General features: G+C 56.3%; 21 protein-coding genes. 11 read left to right on the plus strand and 10 right to left on the minus strand.

Annotated features, from left to right (window positions below):
* Positions 1-193 precede the first annotated feature (193 nt).
* Both HMPREF2981_RS07005 and HMPREF2981_RS07010 read right to left on the minus strand, forming a co-directional pair.
* Positions 194-421, minus strand: coding sequence for a DUF3107 domain-containing protein (locus HMPREF2981_RS07005; protein ID WP_070661892.1), 228 nt, complete (start codon positions 419-421; stop codon positions 194-196).
* A 148-nt stretch (positions 422-569) separates the two neighbouring features.
* Positions 570-1,817, minus strand: a complete 1,248-nt coding sequence (locus HMPREF2981_RS07010) for a glutamyl-tRNA reductase (protein ID WP_070661895.1) — start codon at positions 1,815-1,817, stop codon at positions 570-572.
* A 276-nt stretch (positions 1,818-2,093) separates the two neighbouring features.
* Between HMPREF2981_RS07010 and hemE the strand changes: the two genes are divergently transcribed.
* The 7 genes from hemE (at position 2,094) to hemB (ending at position 10,254) form a co-directional block, all read left to right on the plus strand.
* Positions 2,094-3,281: a uroporphyrinogen decarboxylase gene (hemE, locus tag HMPREF2981_RS07015; protein WP_070661898.1), complete on the plus strand. Its 1,188-nt coding sequence runs from the start codon at positions 2,094-2,096 to the stop codon at positions 3,279-3,281.
* A 47-nt stretch (positions 3,282-3,328) separates the two neighbouring features.
* Positions 3,329-4,792, plus strand: a complete 1,464-nt coding sequence (hemG, locus tag HMPREF2981_RS07020; protein ID WP_070661900.1) for a protoporphyrinogen oxidase — start codon at positions 3,329-3,331, stop codon at positions 4,790-4,792.
* A 180-nt stretch (positions 4,793-4,972) separates the two neighbouring features.
* The gene (gene hemQ / locus HMPREF2981_RS07025) at positions 4,973-5,764 is read left to right on the plus strand and encodes a hydrogen peroxide-dependent heme synthase (protein WP_004005097.1); all 792 of its coding nucleotides are present in this window, start codon (positions 4,973-4,975) and stop codon (positions 5,762-5,764) included.
* Positions 5,761-7,125, plus strand: coding sequence for a ferrochelatase (locus HMPREF2981_RS07030; RefSeq protein WP_050749217.1), 1,365 nt, complete (start codon positions 5,761-5,763; stop codon positions 7,123-7,125). The genes hemQ and HMPREF2981_RS07030 overlap by 4 nt, the downstream gene beginning before the upstream one ends.
* 75 nt (positions 7,126-7,200) lie before the next feature.
* Positions 7,201-8,316 carry a hydroxymethylbilane synthase gene (gene hemC, locus HMPREF2981_RS07035; protein ID WP_004005095.1) on the plus strand — a complete coding sequence of 372 codons (1,116 nt, stop codon included), beginning with the start codon at positions 7,201-7,203 and terminating at the stop codon, positions 8,314-8,316.
* A 3-nt stretch (positions 8,317-8,319) separates the two neighbouring features.
* Positions 8,320-9,219, plus strand: a complete 900-nt coding sequence (locus HMPREF2981_RS07040; protein WP_004005094.1) for a uroporphyrinogen-III synthase — start codon at positions 8,320-8,322, stop codon at positions 9,217-9,219.
* A gap of 39 nt (positions 9,220-9,258) precedes the next feature.
* A complete protein-coding gene (hemB, locus tag HMPREF2981_RS07045) occupies positions 9,259-10,254 on the plus strand; it encodes a porphobilinogen synthase (protein WP_037231077.1) in 996 nt (331 codons plus the stop codon).
* Positions 10,255-10,267: 13 nt separating this feature from the next.
* Here hemB and HMPREF2981_RS07050 read toward each other — a convergent pair whose 3' ends face one another.
* The 5 genes from HMPREF2981_RS07050 to HMPREF2981_RS07070 form a co-directional block, all read right to left on the minus strand.
* The gene (locus tag HMPREF2981_RS07050; protein WP_004005092.1) at positions 10,268-10,903 is read right to left on the minus strand and encodes a DUF1643 domain-containing protein; all 636 of its coding nucleotides are present in this window, start codon (positions 10,901-10,903) and stop codon (positions 10,268-10,270) included.
* Positions 10,904-11,019: 116 nt separating this feature from the next.
* Positions 11,020-11,748 (minus strand): DUF6318 family protein, encoded by a 729-nt coding sequence (locus HMPREF2981_RS07055; protein WP_037231075.1) that lies wholly within the window; start codon positions 11,746-11,748, stop codon positions 11,020-11,022.
* Between the two features lie 598 nt (positions 11,749-12,346).
* A complete protein-coding gene (locus tag HMPREF2981_RS07060) occupies positions 12,347-13,348 on the minus strand; it encodes a hypothetical protein (protein WP_004005090.1) in 1,002 nt (333 codons plus the stop codon).
* Positions 13,349-13,508: 160 nt separating this feature from the next.
* Entirely contained in the window at positions 13,509-14,858 is a 1,350-nt protein-coding gene (gene hemL / locus HMPREF2981_RS07065) for a glutamate-1-semialdehyde 2,1-aminomutase (RefSeq protein WP_070661904.1), read from the minus strand.
* Between the two features lie 205 nt (positions 14,859-15,063).
* Positions 15,064-15,498, minus strand: coding sequence for an EVE domain-containing protein (locus tag HMPREF2981_RS07070; RefSeq protein WP_070661907.1), 435 nt, complete (start codon positions 15,496-15,498; stop codon positions 15,064-15,066).
* Between the two features lie 17 nt (positions 15,499-15,515).
* On the opposite strand from HMPREF2981_RS07070, the gene HMPREF2981_RS07075 reads away from it, so the two are divergent.
* From HMPREF2981_RS07075 to HMPREF2981_RS07085, 3 genes are all read left to right on the plus strand, one after another.
* Positions 15,516-15,722, plus strand: a complete 207-nt coding sequence (locus HMPREF2981_RS07075; protein WP_246825367.1) for a hypothetical protein — start codon at positions 15,516-15,518, stop codon at positions 15,720-15,722.
* A 199-nt stretch (positions 15,723-15,921) separates the two neighbouring features.
* Positions 15,922-16,638: a hypothetical protein gene (locus HMPREF2981_RS07080; RefSeq protein WP_070661910.1), complete on the plus strand. Its 717-nt coding sequence runs from the start codon at positions 15,922-15,924 to the stop codon at positions 16,636-16,638.
* A gap of 81 nt (positions 16,639-16,719) precedes the next feature.
* Positions 16,720-17,574 (plus strand): hypothetical protein, encoded by an 855-nt coding sequence (locus HMPREF2981_RS07085; protein WP_070661913.1) that lies wholly within the window; start codon positions 16,720-16,722, stop codon positions 17,572-17,574.
* 105 nt (positions 17,575-17,679) lie between these two features.
* Here HMPREF2981_RS07085 and HMPREF2981_RS07090 read toward each other — a convergent pair whose 3' ends face one another.
* From HMPREF2981_RS07090 to HMPREF2981_RS07100, 3 genes are all read right to left on the minus strand, one after another.
* Positions 17,680-18,342 (minus strand): hypothetical protein, encoded by a 663-nt coding sequence (locus HMPREF2981_RS07090; RefSeq protein WP_246825368.1) that lies wholly within the window; start codon positions 18,340-18,342, stop codon positions 17,680-17,682.
* Between the two features lie 225 nt (positions 18,343-18,567).
* Positions 18,568-19,911, minus strand: a complete 1,344-nt coding sequence (locus HMPREF2981_RS07095; protein WP_070661919.1) for a threonine/serine exporter family protein — start codon at positions 19,909-19,911, stop codon at positions 18,568-18,570.
* 221 nt (positions 19,912-20,132) lie between these two features.
* Positions 20,133-20,825: a 3'-5' exonuclease family protein gene (locus HMPREF2981_RS07100; RefSeq protein ID WP_070661921.1), complete on the minus strand. Its 693-nt coding sequence runs from the start codon at positions 20,823-20,825 to the stop codon at positions 20,133-20,135.
* A gap of 106 nt (positions 20,826-20,931) precedes the next feature.
* On the opposite strand from HMPREF2981_RS07100, the gene HMPREF2981_RS07105 reads away from it, so the two are divergent.
* Entirely contained in the window at positions 20,932-24,450 is a 3,519-nt protein-coding gene (locus HMPREF2981_RS07105) for a UrvD/REP family ATP-dependent DNA helicase (protein WP_070661924.1), read from the plus strand.
* Positions 24,451-24,549 lie beyond the last annotated feature (99 nt).

A 24,549-nucleotide genomic window follows, 5' to 3' on the forward strand; every position in this document is an offset into this window, starting at 1 on the left:
GCGGTGTCTGGTATATCAAGAACGACCGGGCATCCACTTAACCCTTAAATCTTAACCCGTCTTGGCGTCAGATGCACCCTTCCAGGTCGATATGTCGAGTATGCGTACTGCCATAGGAACGCTCGAAGCCCGCATTCATACGGTAAAACCATGAATGCGGGCTTCGTAAAAATTATTGGGTGTACCCCTGCTGTTAGGCGCCGACACCGAACCCAACGCGGCGCTTCTCTTCGGAGCCGAGCTCAACATAACCGATCTGCTCACCGGGTACGAGGGTGATTGCTCCCTTATCGTCGGTGATTTCAAGGAGGGAACCGTTCGTAATGGCGTCGGCTACCTTGGTGCGGATAGTCTCTACGCTTTCCTTGGTTTCGAGCGTAACTTCGCGGCTAATGTGACGAATACCAATTTTGATTTCCATGATGACCCTTCAAGCCGTCAGCGGTGTTTTCTTCTGGATTTAGTGTACCGTGCCTGCCAGGCGGATGCCGTAAGGATGCGCGCATGATTCGCCTGTGGCTTAGGGCTGCGGTGGAATAAAGCGCAGCGTGCAGAAGATTATCCCGCAATTAGCGGTCGTCGATGGTGATTCCGTAGAGCGTTTCGAGCGCCGCAATGTAGTCGGAGGTTCGCCCCTGGGTTGCGAGCTGTTTCGCGCGTATCGTGGGGGTGTGCAAAAGGGACTTCACCATGCGGCGCATTGCGAGTTCGAGCTGCTCGGTGGCGGCTGTACAACCGAATTGGCTGCGTACCTTATCGAGCTCTTCATCCAGCACCTCCATAGTATGAGAACGAAGCGCCACGATCGCCGAATCAATATTGCGGGTCTTTTGCCGTGCAGCAAAGGCCTGAGTCTCAGACTCGACGATGCGCTCGGCGGTAGCGACCGCCTCCTCAGTTTCTTCGGGGGCTGCCAAGCGCACTGACTCTAAGGTAATAAGCTCCACCTGCGGCAGATCCGCAATAGCGGGGTCAAAATCTCGGGAGAGCGCCAAATCAAGGATCGTATGATGCCCCGGTGGAATTTCGGCGGGGGAGAGCGGGTCAGACCCGCCCGAGCAGCCAACAATCACATCCGCCTGTTCCATGGCCTTATACGTTTCACCTTTGGGAACCGCGCGAACATCGCGTTTTGCGGCAAACTCCGGGGCACGGCCCGAACGGGAGTTAACCCAAATGTCTTCGCATCCGCGTTCACGCAGGGCTGCAATAGTAGCACCCGCGTAGGCACCCGTTCCAAAGACGAGAGCACGGCGGGTTTTCCAGTCTTTCTCAGCGACCGCATCCGCCAAATCCAGGGCGACTGAGACGATTGAGCGTCCCTGTGATCCGATAGTGGTGTGCTGCCCAACCTGACGGGCAGTGTGCGCCGCATGCTCGAAAAGCTGTACAAGCTCCCCAGGAACCGTCCCTTCTTCTTGGGCGTAGGCAAGTGCACGGCGCACCTGCCCGGCGATTTCGCGCTCGCCGACCACGGCGGACTCCAGCCCTGATGCCACTGTAAAGAGATGTTTGGCGGCCTCAAGGTTTTCGTAGATTTCAAAACTGCCCGCAATAAGCTCTGCATCGATTTCAGATTTTTGTGCAATCTCGGCGTAGAGCATATCGCTAACGGGACCTAAATGCTCGGCCACTGAGAGCTGCACATAAATTTCGAGGCGGTTGCAGGTTGCCAGCACAATAGTGCCGGTGACGCCCAAGTTTTGCGCGGTTTCGGTACGAAAAAGCTCGGGTATGCCAGCTGCACCGTTGCTCAGTAGAGCGACGGTGGTGAGATCGATGATCCTGTGTGATGCAACAAATGAGTACGTAGCCACTAGACAATAATCATAAACACATTTTTAGTCGGTGAGTGTAACCTAACGTGAGCTGGCTCCCAATAGTGTGAGTTTGTGTGAAAAGGTCCGAAACTATGCCCAACAAGGCCCAGCAAAGGATCGGTGTATAAAAACTTAGGGTAAATAAATTTTGAGATAGCTAAAACAGGTTTAAAAATAAGGTAACCCTACACCAAAATTTACATGGGTTATGAAGCGGCACTTTATGACACCGTGTCATAAAAACAGGCGCGAAAACCTGTCAGACTAGAGGGTATGACCGAAATCCAGCAGCCCCAGCGAGCCGCCAATGGTGCAGATTCTCAGCAGTCGCGCTCTATAGTGGGGGCTCACCCGAGAGATCGTCAGCGCGATTTGCTGACCGAGGCGCAGCTGTCGCGCCTGAGCGCATCTCACCCGCTGCGTGCCGCTCAAATCGCCGATTCGCCAATGCTGCAGGCGCTCACCGGGCGCGCATCTGAGTATCGTCCGGTCTGGTTTATGCGCCAAGCGGGGCGTTCGCTGCCCGAGTATCGCAAGGCGCGCGAGGAAATTCCCATGCTGGACGCCTGTTTGACACCCGAACTTGCCGCCGAGATTACCGTGCAGCCGGTGCGCCGTCACAAAGTCGATGCCGGTATTTTCTTCTCGGATATCGTTATCCCCATGAAGCTCGCGGGCGTGAATGTCGATATTGTGCCCGGTCGCGGTCCCGTACTCGAACATCCCGTGCGCACGCTTGATGAAGTGCGTGCCCTGCCCGAACTGACCGATGCGGCACTTGACCCCATTCGTGAGGCAGTCGCGGCAACCGTCGACATGCTCGGTTCCACCCCTCTTATCGGTTTTGCGGGTGCACCTTTCACCGTTGCCGCCTATATGGTTGAGGGTGGTCCCTCCCGCGATCACCTGCGCCCCCGCACTATGATGCATGCCGACCCCGTTGCCTGGCGCGAGTTGGCGCAGTGGGCCGCGCGCACCTCGGGGCAGTTTTTGCGGGCTCAGATCGAGGCGGGTGCATCCGCCGTACAGCTCTTCGACTCCTGGGCTGGCTCATTGGGTGAAGCTGACTACCGCCGGTATGTGCAGGAACACTCTGCCGCCGCCTTGAGCATGGTCGAAGAATTTGGGGTGCCGCGCATCCACTTTGGTACCGGAACCGCCGAGCTGCTGCCCGCCATGCATGAAGCCGGTGCCGATGTGATCGGTGTGGACTACCGCCTGCCCCTTGATGAGGCGAACCGCAGGCTCAACGGTGCGGTGCCGCTTCAGGGGAATATCGATCCCTCGCTTTTAGCTGCTGGGCGTGAGACTCTATATGCTCACGCGGATGAGGTACTCGCCGCCGGGGCGAGCGCCCCCGCCCATATCGTGAACCTGGGGCACGGGGTGCCGCCCACAACGGACCCGCAGGTGCTCACCGATCTAGTGACATATCTTCACGAACGCACTCGACGCCCATAAAACGGATACTCTTAAGAGAGGCAGTTAGAACCGAAACATTAACGGGGATGAATATGGTACATCAGCACAAGAATCATCATGCACCAAGCGCCATTGTAGTCGGCGGCGGCATTTCTGGGTTGTTGGCGGCGCGTCGTCTTACCGATGCCGGAGTGAACGTGACCGTCCTAGACCAGAATGATTATCTGGGAGGCGCCCTCGGCGCGCATAAGGTCGCCGGTTTGGTGCTAGATTCCGGTGCGGAATCCTATGCGACCCGAACCCCAACCGTGACAAACCTCGTCAAAGAGCTTGGTTTAGACGACCAGATTGTGCATCCCAACTCCCACGGTTCATGGCTGTATCTGCCTCAGGGTGCCCGAAAGACCCCGAGTACTGGAATTATGGGCATTCCCGGTGATCTTTCCGATAAATCTTTGGCCGGTGTGCTCGGTAAAAGTGGTTTGCGCCGCGCTCGCATGGATAAGGTTCTGCCTGCTTCGGTTGGGGCAAACGCAAAGACGCTGGGCGAACTGGTACGTGCCCGTATGGGTAAAAAAGTACTCGATAACCTGGTTGCGCCCGTGGTCTCCGGGGTGTACTCGACCCACCCGGATATGCTCGATATTGATGCCGTTATCCCCGGCTTACGCGAAGGGCTGAAAAAGTATAAGTCCCTAGCTGCCGCTTCAGCCGCGATACGGGCTCAAGCACCCGCAGGTTCGCAAGTCGCCGGACTTTCTGGGGGTATGCACTTGCTGATCGAACAGCTTATCGAGAAGATGCCCGCACCCGTGCGGTACATTCCCGAATGCGGCGTGATTGCGGTGGACCGTGACCCCATCACCAATGAATGGGTGGTAATCCGCCGCCGCAGCGACGGCGAGAAAGCTGCCTCGGTGGGTGCCGATTATTTGGTGATTGCTACCGATGGTTCCACCGCTGCGCGTCTGCTTGGACCGCATATTAAGGGAAGTTCTCTGCCTAATATTGATCCCGGCCCCGAGGTTGCTCTCGTAACGCTCGTCGTCGATCAGCCCGCGCTTAACTCGAACCCGCGTGGTACGGGTCTGCTGGTTTCCGAAGCCGTGACAAACGTGCGCGCCAAAGCGCTTACCCATGCCACCGCTAAATGGGCGTGGGTAGCCGAAGAGGCGGGCAAGAACCGCCACGTGGTGCGGCTTTCCTACGGCCGCGGGGGAGAACAGAGTACCTTCTCTGACGTTTCTCTTGACGAAGACCAGCTGATCACCCTCGCCTTGCGCGACGCCTCGAAACTGCTCGATGTGCCCATTACCGCCCAAAATCTTGTGGATGCAGATGTGGTTCGCTGGAACGGCGTGCTGCCTCTCTCAACGCCCGGGTACCGCGAGCGGGTGCAGCTTTTCCGCGAACGCGCGGCTGAACTCGATACTGTCTGCACGGTTGGTTCGTGGGCCGCAGGCTCCGGGCTCGCCGCTGTGGTGCGCGATACCCAGGAACAACTGGATCAATTCATTGCACACATAACGCAAAAGCATGTCTCGAAGTGACGAAGATACTTGCGGCTGCCCGCGCAGTGCAGGCACCGTGTTAACCAAAGAAAGCAGAAGACAAAACCTCACGAGTGAGGAGCATAAACCGCAGACAGACTAAGATCTGTTTGGCTGAGACTCGCAGGTGAACAGGAAACATTCAGCGAATCTTGGGCGGTTTTCACCGAAAGGAAGAAAATGTCTCACGAAGAACATCAGAATGCGGCTCACGGCTCTCATGGAAGCGGGTACGGGGGCGCGCCCAAAGGATATGCCGTGCAGCATTCCCCGGCCGATGAGAATAAACGAGGCCGTGAAGAAGGCGAAACCCTGCACTATACCCTATACACCGTCTTCGCCCGTGCCGGGCAGCGTGCCGAAAGCGCATCCTCGGCGGAAGCTATCGCAGAGTTCGAGCAGCTCATCGAAGAGCTCAAAGCGGACGGCGTAACGCTGCGCGGGCTCTACGATGTTTCCGCTATGCGCGATAACGCCGATGTTATGGTGTGGACCCATGGGCCGACTCCCGAAAAGCTGCAGGCAGCCGTGCGCAAGATTCGCCGTACCGCGCTCTTCAGCGCGACCACCATCGTTTGGTCGACTATGGGCGTGCACCGCGAGGCAGAATTCACCCGCAACCATGCACCCGCCTATGCGCGCCAGAAGGCACCCGAGGCATGGGTATGTGTGTACCCCTTCGTGCGTTCCTACGACTGGTACTACATGAATCCCGAACGCCGCGCCGAAATGCTCAAGAACCACGGCATGAAGGCTGTCGACTTCCCGCAGGTGCTCGCGAATACCGTGGCAACTTTCGGTCTGAACGACTACGAATGGGTACTCGCCCTTGAGGCTCCCGAATTGGTCGATCTGGTCGATATGATGCGCCACTTCCGCAATACCGAGGCACGCCTGCATGTGCGTGAAGAAATTCCCTTCTACACCGGTCGTCGTGTGAACGCCGCCGATGTCGCCGAGGTGCTCGCGTGAGTGAGACCGTACGCGCAGGGTGCTGCGGGAACATCCCGGACGATGTTTGCCCGAACGCTACAGACCCCGCGAATACCGCTTCTAACGGGCCAGCAGTGCTTACCCCCGAGACGCTAAAGTCGTACCGGGGGGAGTGCGGTATTACTCGTTCTCGCACCGCCGTGCCTGCCCCCTATGACCTGGTGATTCTTTCCTCCTTCGGCGGGCCCGAAGGACAGGAAGATGTGATTCCCTTCCTGCGCAACGTTACGGCGGGGCGCGGCATACCCGATGAACGTCTGGAAGAAGTCGCCACCCACTACCGCGCAAACGGTGGTATTTCACCTATTAACGAGCAGAATCGTGCGCTTTTGGTGGCACTTCGAGAAGTCATGCAGGAACGCGGGCCGCATATTCCGATCGTGTGGGCAAACCGCAATTGGAAACCCTATGTGACCGACGTAGTACAGCAGGCTTATGAGGAAGGGCACCGCAATATTCTGGTGCTCGCCACCAGCGCCTACCCCGGGTACTCCAGCTGCCGCCAATACCGCGAAGACTACGGCGTGGCGCTGGAGAAACTCGGTCTTCAAGACCGCATGCGCATCGATAAGATTCGCCAATTTTTCGATGCCCCCGGGTTCGTTGAGGCCTTTACTGAGGGCTTAGAGAACGGGCTGAAACAGGTTCGCAATACCGTGGCGGAGCGCATTGCTGACGGAACGGCGGCCGCAGGGAATGGGCGTATTCGCATTATGTTCTGCACCCACTCGGTGCCGACCTCTGCTGCTAATGAGGCGGGCCCGCGCGGAATCGACTACGAGGGCGGTTCTGCCTACGTAGAGAAACACCTGCAGGTGGCGCGCGCTATTCTTGCAAAGATCCGTGAACAGGACGAGAGCCTTTTGGACAGTACCGACTGGGAGCTCGTCTATCAGTCGCGTTCCGGCTCACCCTCCACCCCCTGGCTAGAGCCCGATGTTAACGACGCCATCGACAAAATCGCTGGTGACGTAGACGGCATCGTTATGGTTCCGCTGGGATTCGTCTCTGACCATATGGAAGTCCTCTGGGACCTCGATACCGAGGCGATGGAGACCTGCCGCAACCACGGTATCGTGGCGGTGCGCACCCCCACTCCCGGCGTGCACCCCGCCTATGTGGAATCGCTGCGCCGCCTGATTGTCGAGCGTATGGCCGAGCCCGCAGAATCCGGCCACGACAGGCGTGAAAGCGTTTTCGGGGAGTCCATATCCGGCGAACTCGGTTGGTTCGACGAATGCGACCCTGACTGCTGTAAACCCCTGCGCGGTCAGGAAAAGCCTGTAATTGCGGAGTACACCCCTAAGGAAGACTGCGCCTGCTGCAATGAGCGCGTATAAGCGCCGCCGTATGTGCGGGATCCCATCCGAGTGATGAGCCCGCATATACGGTACCCATAGAACCTGAGGAGAACCATGAGCGACCCCTATATTCTCGGCACCCGAGGCTCAGCCTTGGCGCTCACCCAGAGCACCCTTGCCGCCGAACACATCGTTCAGGTGTTCAACGCTCACTCCCGCGAACACGGCGCCGAACGCACCCTATCCTTTGACATCACCACCGTCAAAACTGACGGGGATGTGCTCACCGGGCCGCTCGCAACCCTCGGCGGCACCGGAGTCTTCGCCGCCGCACTGCGCCAGCGCCTTCTCGACGGTGATACCCCCGGTGGAGTCGATGTTGCGGTGCACTCGCTCAAAGACTTACCTGCCGAGCCGTGCCCCGGGCTCGTCATCGCGGCAATTCTTGAACGTGAAGACCCGCGCGATGCCCTGGTAGCACGCGATAACCTCACCCTCGATACTCTGCCTACGGGCGCCCGCGTCGGTACCGGATCACCGCGCCGCGCCGCACAGGTACGTGCCCTGCGCCCCGATCTTGAAATCGTTGATATTCGCGGCAACGTGGGCACTCGCATAGCCCGCGTGAAAGGGCTCGAAGAACACGGAAACCGCCAAGTCGTCGTGCGTGACAGCACCGAAACCGACGAAGCCGCACACCGTGGAATCGGTACCGAAAACACCGGTGATTGCGATGCCGTCATCCTCGCCGTTTCGGGGCTCAAACGTCTCGGCAAAGAATCCGTTATTACCGAATACCTTGACCCCTCCCGCATGCTCCCGGCCCCCGGGCAGGGCGCGCTCGCTATTGAGGTGCGCGAAACAGAATTTGTTAACCCCGATACCGCGACTTTATTCGACCCTGAAATTTCCCAGCCTGTGCGCACCCTGGGGGAAGCGCTTATTGCTGCCGACCACTTTGAAACCCACCTTGAGGTCACCGCCGAACGTCGTCTTCTGCGCCGTCTTGAGGCCGGATGCGCCGCTCCTATCGGTGCCTACGCCACCGTCAAAGACGGCGATCTTGTGCTCACCGCAGTTGTCGCATCGCCTGACGGTACCGAAAGCTTGCGCCACACATCCGCCACCGGTGAGCTTGATGTTCCCGGTGCTGAACGACTGGGTATTCGCGTTGCCGAAGACCTGCTTCAGATGGGTGCCGCAGCCCTTGCCGGTCTTGAGGTGAAATAGAGCGTGGCTCGTGTTCTGCTGACCCGCACGGCGGCTCAAGGCGCGCCTTTTGAGCGTGCTTTGAACGATTTGGCGGCGGAGCGAGGCATTCCGAAGATTCAGGTGGATTTTGCGCCCATGCAGCTGCCCCGTACAGTTGCGCCCGAGTATTCGCTGTTTTCCTTGGTGAGCTTAGCGGCGGAAGGAGCCTTCCTCTGGGCAACTTTCACGAGTGCGAATGCGGTGCGTTCCTGCGCCGAGCTCTTTGGCACATCCTTTGCGTGGGCGCTGCGCGATGGCGGAACCCGGATCGCTTGTGTGGGGTCCGCAACGGCACGGGCGCTACGTGAGATCGGTTTGGAACCCCATTTCATGCCCGAAAAGCAGGATGCTCTGGGTATGCTCGCAGAATTTCCCACCGAGGGCGCCAACCCCGAGCTGGGCATCCCTGAGAGCCTGCGTAAGCCGCAGAATACCCCGGAATCTGCTGCATTGGGCTGGGACGATATGCTTTCTGCGCAGGCGAATGTACTCGTCTTTGAAGGGGCAAACGCCCGCCCAACTCTGCGTGAAGGGCTGGTGGGGTTAGGCTTCCGTGCTGTGCGTGCGGTGGTATACGAGATGGTGTCGGCGACCGCTTCCGCACTTGAGGCGGGAGAGCTCTCTTGTGTGAATGCGCGTGAACTTATTGCCGGTATTGGCTCGAATTCCGCCGCGGTAGACGTTATTGTTGCCACCGCCCCGTCAAGGCTCAAAGAGCTGGTGGGGGAGAACCCAAACCCTGAACGAATCCCGCCGGTGGCGGCTATCGGCCGCACGACCGCCCGCATGTGCGAGGATCTGGGGCTGCGCCATAGGACTGCTGATTCTCCCACCCCGGAGGCCCTGGCTCTAGCAACCGTTGAACTGCTGCATTCAGCCTAGGCGCTAAATAATAGAAGTATTTTGTGAAAGGTTATGTCGATGAATCTTACCCGACGACCCCGCCGACTGCGCACCACCGCCGCGATGCGCGCCCTCACCGCCGAGACTGCGCTGCGTCCCGAGCAGCTTATTCAGGTGTTTTTCGTGCGCGACGGCATTAGCGAACCACAGCCAATTTCGTCCATGCCCGGCCAGTACCAGCACACTCTGGAGTCCCTAATTCCCGCAGTACGTCAGGCCGCGGAGGCGGGCATTAAATGCATCGACCTCTTCGGTGTTCCGCTGGATGATGATAAGGACGAGGTAGGTTCGGCGGCCTGGGATAACAACGGCATTTTGAACCGCGCTATCGCTGCCTGCCGTGCCGAGTTTGGCGACGAGATTGTTATTATGGCCGATACCTGCCTGGATGAATTCACCTCTCACGGGCACTGCGGCGTGCTTGTTGATGACGGTTACGGCACCATGATTGTCGATAACGATGCAACCGTGGAACTGTACTGCAAGATGGCGGTTTCCCAGGCACGCGCCGGGGCGCACACGGTGTCTCCTTCAGGCATGATGGACGGGCAGATTGCCGCGATGCGCGCCGCGCTGGACGATGCCGGGTTCCAGAACGTCTCTATCATGGCGTATTCGGCGAAGTATGCCTCCGCGTTCTTTGGCCCGTTCCGCGATGCGGTGGAGTCTAGCTTTACTGGGAACCGCAAAACGTATCAGCAGGATCCGGCGAATCGCCGCGAATCTCTCCTAGAGGTGCAGACCGATATTGACGAGGGCGCCGATATGGTGATGGTCAAGCCTGCCGGAAGCTATCTCGATATTGTGCGTGAGGTCGCCGAGTTTTCACCTGTTCCGGTGGCGGCGTACCAGGTGTCGGGGGAGTACGCCATGATTGAGGCCGCCGCGGCAAACGGCTGGATTGACCGCCGTGCCGTGGCGTTGGAGGCTCTGCGTTCGATTCACCGCGCGGGTGCAGACATGATTCTTACCTACTACGCAGCCGAAGCCGCCCGCTGGCTGCGTGAAGACTAACCCTAGGGATACTTTATTGGGGAGTAAACCGGGCAAGGACCATGCGGGTACCAGACGGCAAGTTCCTGAGGGCACTGTTGATACCTCGCGGTGACCAGGAACGCGCATCCAATGAACCATCAGGAACATGGGAATATGGTAGCTCCAGACGGTAGCAGGCACGATCTGCGAGCCGCCGGATAAACTCGCTTATCTGCTGATGCCACACTTCCCGGCTCTCAGGTGAATTATTCTCTTTGCCCCAGCCACAGACAATTGGCGCGTGCGGGAACTCGGTAAGTACTGTCTCTAATTCGGCAACCGCATGCTGGTCTAGGGAATAATCTATATTGTGTGCATTTGGTTCTACGAAGGTAAATAGATTAATAAGTAGCACTGTACGGGCGTGCAGCAATGGTGCAGAATGCGCGGGATCGAGAAAACGACAGGTTCCCAGCATAGCCTGAGTTAGAGCTTTTACCGTAGGATCGGAGGCTCTAAAGCTTCCGGCTAAACTTGGGTTTAACCCAATGAAAATAGCGGGTTCACCGGTTCCGTGAGTGTTGTCAATTCTATAGCGGTATCTATGGAATCTTTCTATAAGTAGCTCGGAACTCCAGGTAATACCGTCTTCTAAAATGCCCTGGCGCAACAATTTGGAGATTTCCATCGAGTTCCTTTTTTAGGTATATGTATTAGCCTACAGTTTCGGTAAATCCCCGCCAGCGCATTCATCATGAATGTACTGGCGGGGATTAACACGGCTAGGAAAGCAAAATCTAAGAGTTATTTCTGGGCTTGCTTGCGGGTAATGCTGTCGATAATCCAACCTGTTTCTTCATAATGAACGGTAAGCGTGTAAAGATTATCGGCATAGTTGGTATTCCTGCTGCGCTTGTGCCGCCCGTCTGCGCCTACGGTGATGATATAGGACCATCCCACGAAGAAATCCCAGGAATACACGCCGTTACCCTGATGAACGGGGTCATTTCTGAAATCATAAGAGCGCTGCTCACCGCCGATAATCCAGCCACCGTCGTGGTACAGTTTTGCATCTGCGTTGTAAGCATTAATCTCTTCGACGAGGTTTTTAGACACAAACTTATATGCCTCGGTGTAATCACCTGTCTGCATGCCGTAATTGCGCCATTGCGTCCATGCCTTCATGCTTTTCATCATGCCGTCAAGGGTGGGTTCGGTGTAGCCAGGTGGATTTGTGGGTTTAGGAACATTCTGTGCCGGACCGTAAATATCGGCCGCCCGGAACTCTCCCGCAGGAGCTTTAGACTTGCCGGAATACTTGGGGCCGGATGAGCTGGGCGCGGCACTGGGTGAATCGGCAGGTTCTGGAGGCTCGGTTTCAGGCGCGGCAGCGCTGCTGGTTGTCGTGCTGGGCCGTGCCCCGGGCTTGTCCTCGTCGTCGCAGGCGGTCAAGAGCGCTACCAGAGACGAAGCTCCTAGAAAACCGAACGCGGCTCGGCGTGTACAGGTGGTGAAGTTATTGCTGATGCTCATCGGTGAATTGGCTTTCTGAGTTGTAGTGGTTGGTGAATAATCGGAAGTGATATGTACCCCCACAGAAGAACCTCAGTGCTGCACAGCAGGCGAGCTAACCGACGATGGTGTGACGCATACTCCCGGCCTGAATTAGCCGATCCGGAAGGTTCGCGCCCAGCCGCAGAACGTTATGATCTTCTTTAGGGAAGGTCAAGGCAATCTTTGAGGATTCGCCAAGTACCTTGCGAGAGCCGCGTCTTATATCCGTATTTCATGGTGCGGATGCGCAAAACGGTACGCACGATACAGGGCAGAAGATCCTCAAAAGAGTACCTCTAGTGCAACTGTACGACGAATAAGCGTTTTGTGCGAACCAATCACAAAGTTTACGTAAAAAATATTTAATTTAATAGAATATTCTCAGAAAACCGTTGAAGAAATGTAGAAGATTTACTTTACTGTCATAACTTTTAGTGCCGGATTGAGGAGATATCGGTAAAAAGCGAAGAATATTCAAAGATAGGCTCTCCATAAAACGTGAAACCAGCATTTCTGCGATAGCGTCACGACAATAGAGAACCCATCTTTGTGCCTGTGCAGCAGAGCGAGGAAAACTCTAATGCGTCTGTTTGAAGGATGCGCGGTTTGCCGCCTCCTGCGCGTGTTTACCGGCCGGAATATAGCCCTTAGTGATGCACACGAGGCGCGCATCCCGGCCATATTCTTCGAGCCGTTCTCGGTCGGCAGGGGAGTTATCGTCAGCCCAGCGTTCTTGCTCCACGCGGAAGGCAATCTGCCGAACCAAATACTCAAGATTGGGGTCGCGCAGCTCTTTCGTATATTTGTTGGCCCGAGGTACCTTAAATTCCAGATTCCACTGCGATAAATCTTTGGTATCAGGGTCAGTGGCATCTGGGTCTTGAGGCACCACGCGGTAACTCCTCAGCTGGCGGTATGGAATATCGCGCGGGTTGCGGAAAGGTCCCCGGCCAACCTGCAGAAGAGTGGGGGTGGAGACAAGGTACGAGTTCGTATACGAGACGAGCGCGACGATACCGGCAATATATCCGATTCCCAGAATAATAGCGTTATAGGGAACCGGCGGCGCGTATTCAAAATCGATATCGGTCAGCCGAAGCAAAAACAGGGCAATGGACGCGAAAAAGATAAGGCCGCTTATCAGCGCGGTAGTGCTCAGGTCATGATCTAGCGTTAGTCCAGATTGATGACCCGTCGTACGCAGGGGCTTGCTGAGCTTACCCAGGGTAGCGCTGTAGATTTTGGGCATACCCACAGCGCGGTCGTCTGGAGAAGCGCCGTGGAAGATGCGGTAGTTGCGCCGCCCAATACGTGCCGCTGCATATACCATCAGGAACGGGAGAGATAGGGCTATGGGGCGGAGTATTTCATTAAACTCCCAGAACAGCATGAAAAGGGACGCGTTAACAATCCATGCCCAAAGGTACAGGAAAAAGTGCTTATACGACCAAAACCACTTAGCGTGCTCGGTTTTGAGCGCATACTTTTTACGTACCCGCACCGGATAGACCGCCTCAATGAGCAGGCATAGCCCCAAATACACGATGAATGCTATAAGCCAAATATCCCGAAAGTCCATAACAGCATTCTACGTTGTTCGCTTTTGCGATGCTCACAGTATGGATGAACATCTCAGAAAATACCCGCCGCCAGCAAAGCTGAGAAGCTGCTGCTGGCGGCGGGCAGAGTTCAGAATTTATAACGAGATTTTGTGGGAAAGCGCTGGGTCAGAGGACGTGCTACGCCTTAGCCGCCGCACGTGCCGCGCCCGGCAGCGCCTCAATGATGCGTTCCATCGCGGTATCGTCGTGCGCTCCGGAGAGGAACCACGCCTCAAAAGCACTCGGGGGAAGGTATACGCCGGCATCAAGCATGGCGTGGAAAAAAGCCGTGTATTTGGCGGTAGCAGAGCTCTTAATATCGGCGTAGTTGTGCACGCCGTGCTCGCCGGTACCAAAGGCAACCGAGAACAGGTTGCCCGCCGTCTGAATTGAATGATCCACCCCGGCATCGGTCAGCGCCTGCGTCAGCGCAGCCTGCAACTGGTCCGAACGTGTATCGAGCGTGCGGTAGAGGGCATCATCGGCGAGTTTGAGGGTCGTAATGCCGGATGCAACCGAGAGCGGATTACCCGAGAGCGTACCCGCCTGGTAGACAGGACCGGTCGGTGCCAGATGCTCCATCACCTCACGTTTACCGGCGAGTGCGGCGATCGGCATACCGCCGCCGATCACTTTACCGAAAGTGAAAATATCGGGAACCCAACCGTTATCTTCGGGGGCGAACTTACCCCAGTACCCGGCGGATGAGACACGGAAACCGGTCAGCACCTCATCAAAAATCAGCAGGGCATTATTGCTCTGAGTAATTTCGCGCAGACCACGGTTAAAGCCCGGTTCGGGAGTCACCACGCCCATATTGCAGGGGGCAGCTTCAGTAATGACGGCGGCAATTTCTCCCGGATGCGCGGCGAAAGCCTCGCGCACGGCGTCAAGATCGTTGTAGGGGAGCACGATAGTTTCGGATGCGGTCGCCGCGGTCACGCCCGCCGAGCCGGGTAGGGCGAGAGTCGCCACGCCGGAGCCTGCTTCAGAGAGCAGCGCATCCACATGTCCGTGATAGCAGCCCGAGAACTTGATAATTTTATCGCGCCCGGTGATGCCGCGTGCCAGGCGAATAGCGGTCATGGTGGCTTCGGTGCCGGTAGATACCATACGTACCTGTTCGATTGCGCCGGGGATCGCGGTGTTGATGCGATCGACCACAAGCTCTGCGAGCTCTGCCTCGGGCGCGGATGCAGCGCCGAATGACAACCCGCGCGAGGCAGCCTCCTGAACCGCCGCAACAACCTGCGGATGCGCGTGCCCAAGAATCGCCGGACCCCACGAACAGACGAGGTCTACGTATTCGTTGCCGTCAGCATCATAAATATAGGGGCCGGATGCGCGGTCCATAAAGGCGGGGGTGCCGCCCACGGAGTTGAAAGCGCGCACGGGGGAGTTTACCCCGCCGGGAATGACGGAACGGGAGCGTTCAAAAAGCTCTTCGCTGTGCTGGTGTGCGAGGTGGTGTTCGGCTGATACGGTCATGGGTAACCTTTCGTTTGTGGGTGCCTGAAAGTCTCTTATCCCATGATAGGCGGTTATCGGACAGCGAGGCTGCGTCAACACCTACGAGTTTGGGCGAGCTGACGCTCGACTATAAAAGGTCCCAGTAGCGTAGTTTTTACGTGTTCGACCGCCACACCTTGCTTCAATACAGTAAAACTCTGCATGCTGCCATATGACTGGCTGCCTAACACCTATCGGGTGTTATCTCGTGCTTGCTCGCCATCATGTAACGGTAAATGTGCTCGAAGAAATCGTGCGAGACCTCAAAATGTCCGTACCGCAGCTGCTTCGCATAACTCCGCCATTCGGGGTGCTCGCGTGCTACCTCAATCGGACACGGATACGGCGCATCCTGAAACACAACGTCACGCCTGAACGGCTCAAAATTTTCGGCCATACGGAACTGGTAGACTCGGTCGTCCACAATCTGCCCCACGGCGGTAAAAACCTGAACTTTCTCACCGGAGTTCATACCGGTTTTAGGGCTGTAATACAGAATCCAATCGCCCTGTTTCATACGTGCCAGCGGTGCCTGTTTGCCGTGGCAAACCTGGCAGAATCCGCCCGCAACGCCGAGTAAAACATGATCGCGTGAGGCTACTCCAACCCAGTAGCACATAAGAACCTCCTAAAACTGTGAAGAGTACCAAGAGTCCGGGGCTAACAGTGCTACCGACCATGCTCACAGTAGAAGGGGAGCGTGTGCTCGATCAGGCGACCGGGCGCATCCGCAATGTTGAGCAGCACATGGTGGGCGGACTCAGCGAGGCGAAACGGCAAGAATTATGGGATTTGCTGACGATCTGTATTGAAGGGCTGCACGCTGGAGGGTCAAAGACCTGATGCAAGGAGGAGCAAAATCTTCCCTCTAAGACTTAAATATCCCGTATTGGAGGAGATGTAATGCTAGCCTTGAAATGCCAATAAAGAACAGAATGGGGGGCTCTGGCACCAGTTGCAAGAATCAGAATATTTAGACACTCACCAAAGAATTATTTAAATAATCTATATAATGTCAAGGAACGTGGGAGGATGTACACCTGTGAATACATCAGTTTTTGTGAGTGCAGGTATTGCTGGTGGTGTGTTGCTTACCTGTGCAGCGTTACATATTACCTATTTGGGGATGAGAGCTAAACGTGAGAGCGAAGCAATGCTTCGGCGGGCACGATACCCGTGGTGGGTTCTAGTGATTGTTGATATTTTTCTGGTGGGCTTTGGCAGTTTCTTTGCATTTGTTCTTTCTGTCATTCTGACGCCAAGCGCAGGGACACCTATAGTCATAGTACTTTTTGCTGTACCGATGTGCCTAATATTCGCATTCTTTATTTTTATTATTCTCCTTATACGTGGTCTCACGATTCGGTATATCGAGCTTGTTCCTTCGGGGTTTGTCTTTCGTAGTGGTTTTGGGCGAGTGCATAATATTCCTTTTTCTGATATCAAAGGGTACGATTATCGCCCAGCTCGATTTGATTTCGAAGGAACCCTTCGCGTGTCTATGGGAGATCGACGCGCTGTGAATACTTCCCGCGGCGATAGGCTCCGCGTGATTAATCACGAAGGTAAAAAAATTCTTCAGACACAGGTACGTCATTCGGCCATGCCGGATTATGTGGGACAGTGCTTGATGTTTCGCGGTATGCAGGAACGATGGCCTCAGCTGGGGTACTCAGAGGATGAAAAAATTCTGGCGGAGTACACGAAAGATGTGGTTGTCAGGTATCTAACCGTTAATCGATGGCGACAGGATTTTTAAGGGAGGAACTGTGCATGAGACCTGGGTACCTCTCAGGGTATCCTGGTAGGGAAATATCACCGATGATATGGAGTTTCTATAATGGTTTTTGCCTGGATTGCCGTGGCAGTGCTATGTTCTATTCACCTTATTTTCTCGCTGGTACAATCTTGGGTGGAGTCTAAAAAACATCCGTACCGCGTACGGCGCTTTCATGGAGCTAACTATATTCTCTATGTTTTAGTTATTGGATATCTGTATTTTGCTCCACTCATATTTTCAGGAAAATATGATGGATCGCATACCATTAAGATAACAATCTTTGCATATGGTGGGCCCATCCTGATATTAGGTTTATTTTTCCTCGTTGCTCAGCATGATATGAGTTATATCGATATAACCTCTGAAGGGTTCCTGACTCAGACCGTCTTCGGGAAAGAAAAATTTACCCCCTTTGCAGCTATTGACGGGTATATATACAGTCCCAAAAGGAAACGTCAAACCTTAGATGGACAGCATTGGAAAATTACTCAAGACCTTAGCGATGATCTTTATCTGATAGATCCCTGGGGAAACACAGTTTTCTCGTGTATTCCGGCCAAACCTCAAGAAAGAATCTTTGGCGCCTTGCTCTATGCGCGGGCACGTTCTGGTCGTTGGCCTGACCTTGAGAACCCTGAAGATGAACTTGTGATCATGAAACTAGCAGACTCCAAATATGAAGTAACCGATTTCTTGATGGAATACCCTCAAGTAAATGGATTTATAACGCCCGAACAGACTGCTGTCCCACAACAACCAATGCCGCCACAATACCCGCAGAACACGTATCCTCAAGAGGGCTATCTGAATTCAGGTCAGCAGCCCTCGAACCAGCAGATGAGCCCCTATGGATACCTGCAGCAGCCCCACAACTATCAGCAGAATCAAAACCCGCCGCAGGGGAGCGCATCTTAAAACCTGCAAACCTCAGATAATTTCACCCGGAATATAGCCCCTAACAATAAACGGTGGGAGCAGAAACAACCCAGATGATTTCTGCTCCCACTGTCTACTGTGGAATTACTGAACATTCTGCGGCATCAACAGGTTCTTACCGACCGGATGCTCATTCCAGAGAGCTTTTTCGGCGATACCGTTTGCTGCCTGAGTTTCGACAATGTACTGATCGCTGCTGTTTCGCGGGTCAGGCCAACGGGAGTTATACATCCTAAACGCCAAAACCGCGAGCACACGCTCCCCACGGTATATTTTGGGGCGGAAAGAAACTTGACGACCATCAGAGGAGAACAGCGTCAGTATTTTGTTGTTGTACTCATACCAATAGCTGTAAGCGCTTACCTCGCTGTAATAGATGCGGGTGATTCGGCCGAAAGCATTTCGTTGCTCTACATAGTCACGCGCTGTCTCAACGTAGATATTTCTATAGTTGAGGTACGCCCAAACGGCTAAGCCATAAAAGATAACAACACACAGGATAAAAGATCCCAGGATTGAGAGTGATTGTTGGGGCGTTTGCGTTGTTTTTGGATGCAGCACCATATACACGATAAGAGCTGTGAGCAGAGTGCCCACCAAAGCCGAGATGAAGACCGAAATAAGGATCAAGGCCGGATGTCTGACGCGCAAAACACCATCTGGATTTATAGGGAACTTGGCGGCACGGCGTGCATAAAGTTTATCAAAGGCAGTATTCAGAGGGCGCTGGATAATGCGGTGTAGCATGACGGTGATCTTTCTCGTTCGGTAATGGGTTGAGAGGAAAATACGCCGTGCAAACGAGCGACACCGGAAGAGTAGTCGCTTGGTTGGTGAGTGTGAGCGGCACAAAACCCCTGAAACAATACAAACGTACCACACGAGATAGGACACGGGGTTGCTGACTCGTCACGAAAGCTTGCAGAATCCGCCACCTAAACGACGAGCCGTCACGCATTCATTGCAGAAGATCTACCGCATATGTGATGCGCTATCGAGCTTTTTCATCACCTGAGTATCCTGATCAAAGAGCCAATTCTTATCGAAAAGAAGGCGCACAAACGCCAGCCCCAGCCCCAGGGCCAAGAAGGTGAGGAGCGACTGCACGAAACCGTTGATAGCCGCGTACATATTCCCGCCCGAAAAATACGACATTGACAGATAAAACGGCACACCCGGAACCATTGTCACCACGGCAGGAACCGACAGTGAGATGCGTGAATATTTACGCCCGTGCAGTGGCGCCACGATCTCCGCCATAATGCCGACCCCGAACACCGCGACCGTCGCCGCCATATGGGGAGCCCAGCCCGCCTCCACAAGCCAAATCCGTGCCGGATTAGCGATAGCGGCAATAACGCCGCCCCACACGCACGCCACGGGAGATGCAGCAAAGAGCATGGCGAACCCGGCGGCGGCAACTCCCGATGAGATAACCTGCAGCAGGATATATAACCCCACCGGAATATCCGGGCGAATATTTTGCAGAAGCGGAATTTCGAAGAGCGAGGCAAGAACCCACACGGCGAAAGACCCGCTCACCAAAAGCACCGCCACATAGGTCAGGCGTGAAACACCGGCCAGGAAATCCATGCGGGAAATATCGAGCATGCCGGTCACCATAGGGAAGCCTGGCACCAAGAACAGAATTGAGGAGATGAACCCCACCATATGGTCGCTTCCCACGAGGTTCAGAGCCACCAGAAGCCTAATAATTCCAATATAGGTTCCTGCCCCAAGAAATCCGCACGCCATCCAGATCGCCATATGGCTTGTGCCGCGCTTCATCAGGGTAGAACGCAAAAATTGCCCGGCGCCAGCGGCAATAAACACGACGAGGCATTCCACCAGACCGCCCCTGTTCAGGAAGGCGAACCCGGTGCAGGCTATGGCGGAGGCGAGGGAGAGTATCCAGCGTTTGTAGAGATGCGGCATGGAATCGATGCGGGTAATCTCGGCATCAGCCTCAGATGGAGATATGCGATCTGGAAGTTCAGAAATGAACTTACCCAGCAGGTCAATCTTGTAGGAGTTAATGCCCATCGTGCGCTGCTCGGCAACTTCAGTACGGAAATTACCGTCTGCATATGATGAAGTGGCGATCTCTGTGAAGGTCACTTGCGCATGATGTTCCTGTAGCCCCACGGCCTTCGCTAAACGCGCCATTGATGCCTTGATACGGTAGGCGCTTGCCCCCGATTTCATGAGGATTCTGCCAAGCTTGAGGACCACCTGCGATTGCGACACGATATATTTGTGCTGTTCGCGGGAGGAACCGAGGTAGATACTGTATGTGTTGGTGTCTTGATATTCCATGACAATTCTGAATGCTGATGTGATACATAACCGGCGCGCTGAACTGCACCTTGGGGCGAGAAGCCCTACCTCTTTAGCATAGGCGTTAGCGGCGCGCAGGTATAGTGCCGGACGCTTTGCAAACCGGCGAGATAACCTTCGCGATACATAGTGAATAGGGGAGTTAAGCAGCCTCAACAGACTCTGTTCAACGTGACGAAATCAACGAGGCTGATAGAGAATTAACGGCGTATTGGCCACCGACCGTCGATAACCTCGTTCTCTTTACTCGGCTTAGTGCGCAGCCAGTCCTGGAAATCGCGCGCCTGATCAAGCGACCACTGAACCTGATGCGTGTGGAGGGCAGCGGCATCCGTGGCGACCTCGGGGAAACGCTCGGCGAGCTTAACGAGTAGCCGCTCGGCGGCGAGCGCATCCGCCTTAGATGTGTGGGCGTTCTCTAACACCACACCGTGCTCGGTGGTGAGGGTTTCGAGCTTGCGGTTGCCGCGTTTGCGGGGAATAACGTGCTTATGAATCACGTACGGGTCAAGAATGTGCCCGGCGGGAAGCTCGCCGTGGGCGATGTTATAGCGGAGCATTTCGTGGTGAAGCACCGAAAAATCGTAGGCGGCGTTAAACGCGATGACGGGTATGCCGTCTAGGAAGAGCGAACCGATCGCACCCGCGACCTCCCAGATCACCTGTTGGGCAGGTTGCCCGTGGGAGCGCGCATATTCGGTTGTGATACCGTGCACGGATGCGGCACCTTCGGGAATCTCAATGCCGGGGTTAGCCAGCCACTCGCCAGCTCGCTGCACGCTCCCATCCGGGTTCAGCAGAAGCAGCGAAGCGGTCACGATGCGGGCGGTTGTTACATCGACACCGGTGGTCTCTAAATCGAAGGTTGCGCGAGGGGCATCTATCCAGCTCATAGCTCAAGCCTAGCGGAGTTCGCGTGTAAATGCCCGATGCTTCGTGACGTTCTCAGGCAGAGGACACATCTGCGTAGCGCTGAGAAACCCCGATAAACTTAAAGCCATGACGGCTACACTCATCCTGGGGGCGCCCGGTACGGGCAAGACTGAGCGCGTGATTACGGCGGCGGTAGATTTTCTGAACGCCGGGGGCGATCCCGCGCGGCTTTTGGTGCTGACCCCTACCCGCGCGGGTGCTACTCGTGTGCGCGATGAGCTGGCACGGCGTATCGACCGCAGCATGTCTACCGCGCCCACTCGCGCGTGGGCTGCGTATGCCTTCGATCTGTTGCGTCGCGCGCATGTGTCGGGACTTTTGCCCGGGGTGGAGTTCGCTCCGAAGCTGCTTTCCGGGCCCGAGCAGGATGTGATGATCGGCGAAATCCTGGCGGGGCACCGGGAAGGTAAAGGCGCGGCGGTGCGTTGGCCCGCCGATTTGCATGAGGCTCTAGGTACTCGCGGTTTCCGCCAGGAGATTCGTGATTTTTTTGACCGTATTGCCGAATATGCGCTGACCGCCGAAGAACTTGAAAACCTGGCGCAAACCCTGGACCGCCCAGCCTGGCATTCGGTGGCGCAGCTCTATACTGAGTACCAGCAGATTCGTCGTCTGCGTGCCCCAAACGCTTACGATCCCGCCGCGTTAATCCATGAAGCGTGCGCCTTCCTGCTGGCAAACCCCGAATATTTGCGGGAAGAACGCGCGCGCTTCGACCTGATCCTGATTGACGATGCGCAGGAACTGAGCCCCTCCGTGTATCGGCTGATGCGCATCCTAGTAGGGCGCGAGCCGGGGCAGGTTCTTGCCACATACACGGGCGATCAACGCGAGGCGGTGGAGGCTGCATTTACGCCGTCCGCACGGGTACTAATAACCTGCTGCACTGAAACCGTGGTGCAGGGGTTCCGCGGTGCGCGCCCCGATCTAGCGGCGACTTTACCCCAGATTTTCCCGGAATTGCAGCGAGAAGAACTGAAGACTTCGTACTGCATGAATGCGCCCATCACCCTGGCCTGGAGAAATATCGCGCGTCGGCTCCCCGTTATTGCGAATGCACCTACGCCGCGTGAACCGCAGACCGCACCGAGTAAATATGAGGAATCTGCGCTTCTGCGCCTCAGCGATGATGGTGACCTGCTTGACCCGCGGCACTCTGATGAACTTCCCGAGGGGGTTTTCGGGTACCTTCTGGGTTCACCTCAGGACGAGGCGAACCAGGTAGCACAACTCCTTCTTGAGGACTATCTGTACCGGGGAGCGGCGTATGCGCGTTCGGCGATTATCGTGCGAAGCGGCACCGAAGTTTCGCGGTTCCGGCGTGTCTTGGCGGCATCCGGCATCCCCACCGTGACGGGTGCAGCGCTGGTTCCGGTGCGTGATGAACCCGCTGTACGTCCTTTCCTGGATGCGCTTTCTCTGCTGGTTTATGCCCGTCAGCAAAGCGCCGACTACCTGAAACTGCCGGATCATAACGATTTCGACGGGAGCCTCACGGAGAATATAACCCCCGAAGCTGTCACGGAGGAGGGCACACGTTCTGCCGATGACGAGGCCGAAAAGCTTGCACGGCAAAGCCTAGCCGATGTTCTCGCCGAAGAAAATCGCACAAACCCCGGCAGCGGCGCTCACAACGCGATTACCTTGCTGACTTCGCGGCTTGGGGGCGCATCCAGCATGGAAGTGCGCCGTCTACGTCAGCAGCTTCGCGCCGCAGAACTGCGAGCGGGCGGGCACCGTTGTAGCGACGATCTTCTGCTGGGCGCCCTCTTGAACCCGCAGCCACTTCCGGCGCAAGGCATCGGTGCGGCGGTACGCCGCGTGGCACGTGTACTTGCCGCCGGGCATAAGGCTCTCACCGAACGCGGCGCCAACGCCGAAACCGTACTTTGGGCGCTGTGGCAGGCAAGCGGACTCGAAAAAATTTGGGTGACCGAAAGCGCGCAGACCGGGCCGGAAGCCGAGCGGGCGCATCGAAATCTTGACGCCATGATAGGGCTTTTTGAGGCGGCTACTCGTTTCGTCGACCAGATGCCCGGTTCCTCCGCTGAGCTGTTCCTCGACTATATCGATGCCCAAGACCTTCCCATGGATACTCTCGCGGCGCGCGGCAAACGCTACGATGCGGTTGAAATCCTCACCCCGGCACTCGCGGCGGGCAGGCACTGGCAGACCGTCTACGTCTGTGGGCTACAGGATGGAACCTGGCCGAATACGACGGTGCGCGGCTCGCTCCTCAAAGCTGGTGAGCTGACCGACATCTGCGATATGGGTATTGCCGCAGCTCAGCAGGTGCGCATGAGCGACCGTGTGCGGGCGGTGCGGCACGACGAATTACGCATGTTCTCCACGGCAATATCGCGGGCGAACGAAAGGCTCGTTGTCACCGCCGTGAGCTCAACGGAAGACGCACCCAGCGAATTTTTCGATATTCTCGTGCCGGATGCGCGCACCGCCGACATCACCCACGTGCGCCGCCCCATGACCCTGCGCGCCCTCGTCGCGGAACTGAGGCGGTATGCGCAGGCTCAAGATACAGACCCCACCTTGGCAAATGCTGCGGCAGCACAGCTCAACAGGCTGGCGCAGGCCGGGGCACCGGGGGCAGCCCCGGAACAGTGGTGGGGACTTCTGCCTCTCTCCACCGAGCAGAATGCGTTTACACCGCATCCACACCGCGACAGCTTGTCGACTGACTCTGGTGACCCCGAAAAACTCACAGTTCCGGTATCGCCCTCGCGTATCGAGACGATTCATAAATCGCCCCTGGACTGGTTCGTATCGGCGGCTCGTGCCGAGGCGCAGACCGACACCTCGCGCTCGCTGGGAACGCTCATTCACGCGATCGCAGAAGAGTACCCGGACGCCGACTATATGACCCTGCGCGGTCAGCTTGAAGAGCGCCTGAGTACGCTTGCGCTGCCCGATACTTGGGAGGGGCAGCAGATACGTGAACGTGCCGAGAAAATGGTGGATAAACTCGCGGTTTATATCAACGAGATTATGCCGGGTGATCACCGCGAACTCGTGGGCGTGGAGGGAGCTTTCCGGGTTTTGGTTCCCGGCGATACTGTGAACGCCCAGATTTCTGGGCGAGTCGATAGGCTGGAGAAAACCGAGGACGGACGATACGTCATCGTCGATTTAAAAACGGGTAAAACCAAACCCAATAAAAACCAGATCGCCGAACACGCCCAGCTTGCTGCCTATCAGGTTGCGGTAGAGGCGGGCGCCGGGGATGCCATGAGCCGTGATTTCGGCGTTGAGCCTGACGGTCTTAATATTCCTGCCGGGCTTGAGCACCGCGAGGTGGCGCCCCAGCGTTTCGAGGTTTTCACACGCAAATCCGGGGGAGCCGCGCTCGTGCAGCTGGGTGATGGCACCGCAGCTTCTTCCCGAAATCGTCCCCAAGAGCAGGATGCGCTCGACCCCGAAACCGGTATCTGGGCGGTTCAGCTGGTTCAGCGTGCGGCGGAGCTGATTGCCGGTGCCGTCATGCAGGCACGGCACCGGCCCGGAGAAACCTGCCGACTGCCGGAAATTTGCCCCCTATGCCCGCAGGGACGCCAGATCACTCAGGACTAGCCCGACAACGGGGCTTTTGCTTGCTGGTGTGCCGAGCAGGCAACCCCAGCAGAAACGACAGATTCTCACAAAACACCAGTGGTTCCTAGAGGGTGACGT

Origin of the sequence: Rothia sp. HMSC069C01, from assembly GCF_001814655.1 — a bacterium.
Classification (GTDB): Bacteria; Actinomycetota; Actinomycetes; order Actinomycetales; family Micrococcaceae; genus Rothia; species Rothia dentocariosa.